This is a genomic window from Natroniella acetigena (genome assembly GCF_023227745.1).
Taxonomy (GTDB): Bacteria; Bacillota; Halanaerobiia; order Halobacteroidales; family Halobacteroidaceae; genus Natroniella; species Natroniella acetigena.
Map to the genome: position 1 here is coordinate 1 of NZ_JALKBX010000090.1, position 5,687 is coordinate 5,687.

Below are 5,687 nucleotides of genomic sequence, written 5' to 3' on the forward strand. Positions count from 1 at the left end.
AGAACAATAATTTTAAATTCAATATTTAATTAAATTTAAAATAGCCAATTCATCTCCACCTAATACAGTAGCTTAGACGGAGTTTTCTTGGCTGTTCTAAATAAATAATTTGGTATATTTTAAAATAGTCAACTATCAACTTATGGTTAGCCTCAATAAAATCATCTTGTCCAATTAATAATTATAAGTAATCTTAACTTAAAAAAGCTAAACCTTAAACATTTATAATTATATTTATAAATGAAATTATAAACTAAACAAAAAAATTATTAAAGCAACAATTTTTACTTAAGTTTATGTCTCCCCCTTTAACCTTTATCTATTTCTTTCACCAGAACTTTAGTCGAGCAATATCATAATTATATATATTTTTTTAATTTTTTGTCAAAAATCCATATTTTTATGAATCATTTTGCAAAATTTTTCAACTATTCTTGGTAAATATAACGATAAATTAAATGAGTTCTTACAACTTTACTAACATATTTTCTTGTTTCAGCAAATGGAATCTGATTAATTGTTCCATACTCTCCATCCCACTGCTCTTCGTGTAGCCACCTCTTCACATTCCCTTGGCCCCCATTATAAGCAGCAATTACCATCGTTCGATTATCAAACTGCTCTTTCAATTCCGCTAAATACCAACTGCCATATTTAATATTGAGCTTTGGATCATACAAATCATCATTTGAAAATTGCTGTTCATCCAATTTTTCAGCAATCCATAAGCCAGTCCGAGGCATAATCTGCATCAAACCACGAGCACCTTTGGCAGAGGTAGCCTGAGGTTTGAATTTACTTTCTACATAAATAATTGAACTAATTAAGTAAGGATCTAGATCATATTTTTCTGCTTCGGAAAATATTAACTCCTGGTAATCGAGTGGATAAATCAACTCTAAAACATCTTTATGAATTATAAATAACACGCTGAGCAGTAATAGAAAGATTAATAGCCATGTTATCTTTTTAAATTCAATTTTCATAATTAACACTCCAATTCTTACAATTAAGATAATTACTTTAAAATATTATTACTTGAAAACTAATAATATTAATTATTAAGGTTAATTTTATTCCACAGCTGCTTCAATTCTTTTTTTAGCTCTTTTTCAGTAACATTATTATTAATAATCAGATCAGCAAAAGCTCTCTTTTCAGCAAGTGGCATTTGAGACTCAACTCTGGTCACTGCAGTTTGATAATCAAAATCATTCCTAGCCATTAATCTTTCAATTTGAAGTTCTTTAGGAAGATAAACTAACCAAATTTCTTCAAAAAGCTCTATCATTCCTGCTTCAATCAGTAAAGGAACTTCAACTATAATTATTTTCTTTTTCTCTTCTAACTCTTTTAAACGCTCCTTTATCTCCTTAATAATAATCGGATGGGTTAATTGATCTAATTTCTCTTTAGCACTAGGATTATTAAAGATAATCTCTCCTAGCTTATTACGGTTAATTTGCTTATTAGGTAATAAGATCTCTTCTCCAAAATATTCAACGACCTTACGCCAAGCCTTTTGTTGAGGCTCCATCAGTCGATGGGCAATTTTATCAGCATCTAATACGGTAGCTCCTAGCTCCTTTAAATAATCAGCTACCGTACTCTTCCCACTGGCAATCCCACCCGTTAAACCAATCTTCAACTTAACTCCTCCCTCGTATAATATAATAGTGCTCTCAATTAAATTCAAAATCATAAATCCAACCTTTTATTTTGAAAAGCTTGAATTAAATGATTTTGAACTTCCTAAATGCTTATTCCTGATTTCTGCTTACTACTCCTCCGGGTTCTTTGAACCCTTCGTGATGAAAAAATCCGTTCTTAGATTTTTTTATTACTCTTTATTACTTAGTTTTTAACTGTAAATTGTACATTGTAAACTGTACATTTGTTTCCTACCTTCCCCCTCCGGGTTCTTTGAACCCTTCGTGATGAAAAAATCCGCTCTTAGATTTTTTTATTACTCTTTATTACTTAGTTTTTAACTGTAAATTGTACATTGTAAACTGTACATTTGTTTCCTACCTTCCCCCTCCGGGTTCTTTGAACCCTTCGTGATGAAAAAATCCGCTCTTAGATTTTTTCTATCTACTAATCACAATAATTGAATCAATCCTAATAAGACTAAGATTAATCCTGGCAACAGCTTGATTTTATTGCCAAACCTACTTAAGTCAATACTCTTACCCAACTGAATCCCTAGTAATAACAAGACAAATTTACAGATAAAAGTAGCAATTGAAGTAAAGAATGGTTGATAGCCTGCTAATCCAGCCCCAATACCACCACCAAAAGCATCCATAGCCAAAGCAACTCCTAAAAAAACAGCTTCTTTTCTACTAATAGCTCCTGAATAATCAAAATCAGCCTTGACCGGTTCTTGTAAGATATTGATAATCAGTCCTAAAGAACTGATCCTAATACTCAATAATTCTTTAAAATTTAATCCATCACCTTCAGCCTTTTGATTATTATTTGCTAATAAGATATGTAGTGATTGATAGAATAACCAGATTCCAATTGCAATTAAGATTAATCCTCCAATTCTTTCAGCCCAAATCGGAGAAATGAATAAAGTCAGTACATTCCCTACACTCATTGCAATCATCATTGTAAATCCAGACGCAATACTGATAATTAATAATGGTAAAATATCGATCTTGATATCTTTTAGACCATAAGTAACCCCTACTGTAAATCCATCTAAACTGACTGCAAAAGCTAAGATAAAAGCAGCAATTAAATCAATAGTTATCCCTCCTTTTTTCTTTTATATATATGCCAAGGAGGGATAGCCCGTGATTAAATAGCCTCTTCCCAACGATGATAATATTTTTCCAACTCTTTTTGAACTTCTTTATATTCCTCAGTTAAATCAGCTACTCCCTCAGGGTCATCGTAAATATCTTCAGAACCCAATTTACTTTCTAATTCTTCAACTCGCCCTTCCAACTCCAATATCTTTTCTTCTAGTTCATCTAAATCAACCTCACCCTGTTTACTAGTAGCTCTTCTTACCTCTTCTTTCTTCCTCATTTCTTTTTGCAGATCTCGTTCTAAAATCTTCTGTTTCTTTAATTCTTCTCTATAATCTGAATAATCACCTACATACTCAATCAATCTATCATCTTCAAGAGAGAATATTTTATCAACTAACCGATCTAAAAAGTAACGATCATGAGAAATAACTAAAATAGTTCCTGGATAATTAGCCAACGCCTCTTCTAATAATTCCTTAGCATCAATATCTAAATGATTGGTCGGCTCATCCAATAATAAGAGATTGAAATCTTGGATAGATAACTTAGCCAATGATAACCTTGCTTTTTCCCCTCCACTTAACATCTCTACTTTTTTAAATACATCATCTTCCTTAAACAAAAAGCGGGCCAACACCTTACGAGCTTGACTGGTAGTCACTCCTTTAACCTTCTGCAACTCCTCAACCAGATCATTCTCTAAGGTCAAATCTTCATGCTCCTGTCGATAATAACCAACCTTGACCTTACTGCCCCACTTAATTTGGCCCTGATCTGGCTTGAGATCTTCTAATAACAAGCGGAAAAGGGTCGATTTACCACTACCATTAGGGCCAACTAAAGCAATCTTTTGGCCCCGATAAATCCTAAAGTCAACCCCTTCAAACAATTCTTCATTAGAAAATGACTTCTTCAATCCCTCTACTCTTAAGACTTCTTCTCCACTGGTAGTCTCTAATTTAAAATCAATCTTGGGCTTATCTAAGGTAGGAGGAGGAGGTATTCTGACCATCCTATCCAACTGTTTCTGCCTACCTCGAGCTTGTTTAGCATCAACCCCAGCCTTATTCTTCCGAATATAAGCTTCCATCTTTTCTATCTTCTCTTGCTGCTGTTCATATTCTCGCTGCCAAGTCAATAACCTTCTTGGTTTTTCTTCCAAATAAAAAGAGTAATTCCCTCTATACTGCTCCAACCTTCCTGCTTCCAACTCCCAGATTCGATTGACAACTTGATCTAAAAAGTAACGATCATGGGCAATCACTACAACTGCTCCATCATAGTCTTGTAGGTAATCCTCTAACCATTCCTTAGCCTCTAAATCAAGATGATTCGTCGGCTCATCTAATAGTAATAACTCAGGCTGTTGTAACAACAGTTTAGCTAACGCTGCCCTTGTCTTCTCCCCTCCACTGAAAGAATCCAACCTTCTTGACCAATCAATTTCAGCAAATCCTAAGCCGTGTAAGACGCCCTTAATCTGGCTTTGATATTGATAACCATCTTTTCTTTCATACTCTTCTCGCAAGCGACTATACTTATTCATCACTTGCTCTAAGTCATTTCCTTGTACTTGGCTCATCTTAGCTTCTAATCGATTTAATTTCTCTTCTAACTTAAATAACTCCCGATAAATTCCTAATAATTCATCATATAATTTATTATTTCCATTTAACCCAAAATCTTGGGCCAAATAACCAACCTCTAAATCATTAACAGTCAAAATCTCTCCTTGATCTAAAAATTCCTGACCAGTCAATACCTTCATTAAGGTCGACTTCCCAGTTCCATTGGCCCCAATCAACCCAACACGATCTCGCTTTTGAATCTGTAATGAAAGATCTTGAAATATTAATTTTTCTGGATAAACCTTAGTTGCTTGCTTTAACTGTAATAATGCCATCGAATTTATTCCTCCTGTTATTGACAATCGGGACAGAAATAAGAACTACGCCCCCCTACTTTAATTCGCTGCAAACTACTACCACACCTTCTACATTCTTTACCTTCTCGATCATAAACCTGTAAATAATTCTGATAACTTCCAGCTTGTCCACTAGCATCAACATAATCCCACTTAGTTGTACCCCGATGTTCAATCCCTTCACTCAAAACTTTCCTAATTGCTTGATAAAGCTTTTCAATCTCACTTTCAGTTAAGGTATCGGCTGTTCTTAATGGATGAATTTGAGATAAATAAAGGCTTTCATCGACATATATATTACCTAATCCAGCTAAAAACCTTTGGTTTAGTAATAATGGTTTGATTCTACCTCGCCGAGAGGCTATCATCTCCTTAAATCTCTCCACTGTAAACTCTGCTGTCAACGGCTCTGGTCCTAACTTGGTCAAACTACCAGCTTCTTGTAAGTCATTGACCAAATAAGTCCTAGTAAACTTTCTCTTACTACCCAATCTCAGCTGATCACCAGCTGCAAACTTCAACAAGATATAATCATACTTATCAGCTGGCTCATCTTGTTCAGCATAGACAAAGCGACCGGTCATCCTCAGATGGGTCACTAAATAATAGTCATTATCAAGTTCAATAATGATATACTTTCCCCTTCTGCTAACCTGCTCAATCCGACTCCCTTGCAAAACTTCCTTAAATTCATCTACCTCAGGCTTAGCTATCAACTTCTTATTTTTAACCTCTACCTCTGTAATTACTTGGTCTATAATCAATGGCTGTAATGTATCGACTACCGTCTGTACTTCTGGCAATTCTGGCATTTTAATAACCCCCTCGGTAAAGCAATTAATAGTGAATAGTTAAGTTCAAGACCTTTAAATTATATTTATAATTCATATGCATCAACTTAATACATAATTTTCTAGTCACCTTACTTTTTATTGATATATAGTTTCACTTTTAAAATTAAAATCTGCAACCAATAAACTTCAAAATCAGTTTCGAGA

Annotated in this window: 5 protein-coding genes; all 5 read right to left on the reverse strand. The window is 34.1% G+C overall.

Features of this window, described 5'->3' with window-relative positions; translation table 11 throughout:
- Positions 1 to 428: 428 nt before the first annotated feature.
- The 5 genes from MWH25_RS12445 to mutM all read right to left on the reverse strand — a co-directional run bounded on the left by MWH25_RS12445 (position 429) and on the right by mutM (position 5,501).
- A complete protein-coding gene (locus MWH25_RS12445; RefSeq protein WP_248627974.1) occupies positions 429 to 986 on the reverse strand; it encodes a lytic transglycosylase domain-containing protein in 558 nt (185 codons plus the stop codon).
- A gap of 68 nt (positions 987 to 1,054) precedes the next feature.
- On the reverse strand, positions 1,055 to 1,648 hold the full coding sequence (gene coaE, locus MWH25_RS12450; RefSeq protein ID WP_248627975.1) for a dephospho-CoA kinase: 594 nt from the start codon (positions 1,646 to 1,648) through the stop codon (positions 1,055 to 1,057).
- A 453-nt stretch (positions 1,649 to 2,101) separates the two neighbouring features.
- Positions 2,102 to 2,761, reverse strand: a complete 660-nt coding sequence (gene ytaF / locus MWH25_RS12455; protein ID WP_345947267.1) for a sporulation membrane protein YtaF — start codon at positions 2,759 to 2,761, stop codon at positions 2,102 to 2,104.
- Positions 2,762 to 2,808: 47 nt separating this feature from the next.
- Entirely contained in the window at positions 2,809 to 4,668 is a 1,860-nt protein-coding gene (locus MWH25_RS12460; RefSeq protein ID WP_248627976.1) for an ABC-F family ATP-binding cassette domain-containing protein, read from the reverse strand.
- A gap of 17 nt (positions 4,669 to 4,685) precedes the next feature.
- Positions 4,686 to 5,501, reverse strand: a complete 816-nt coding sequence (gene mutM / locus MWH25_RS12465; RefSeq protein WP_248627977.1) for a bifunctional DNA-formamidopyrimidine glycosylase/DNA-(apurinic or apyrimidinic site) lyase — start codon at positions 5,499 to 5,501, stop codon at positions 4,686 to 4,688.
- Positions 5,502 to 5,687 lie beyond the last annotated feature (186 nt).

Coding starts and splice junctions, on each gene's coding strand:
- MWH25_RS12445 (WP_248627974.1), bottom strand. CDS start 986: ATGAAAATTGAATTTAAAAAGATAACATGGCTATTAATCTTTCTATTA.
- MWH25_RS12460 (WP_248627976.1), bottom strand. CDS start 4,668: ATGGCATTATTACAGTTAAAGCAAGCAACTAAGGTTTATCCAGAAAAA.
- mutM (WP_248627977.1), bottom strand. CDS start 5,501: ATGCCAGAATTGCCAGAAGTACAGACGGTAGTCGATACATTACAGCCA.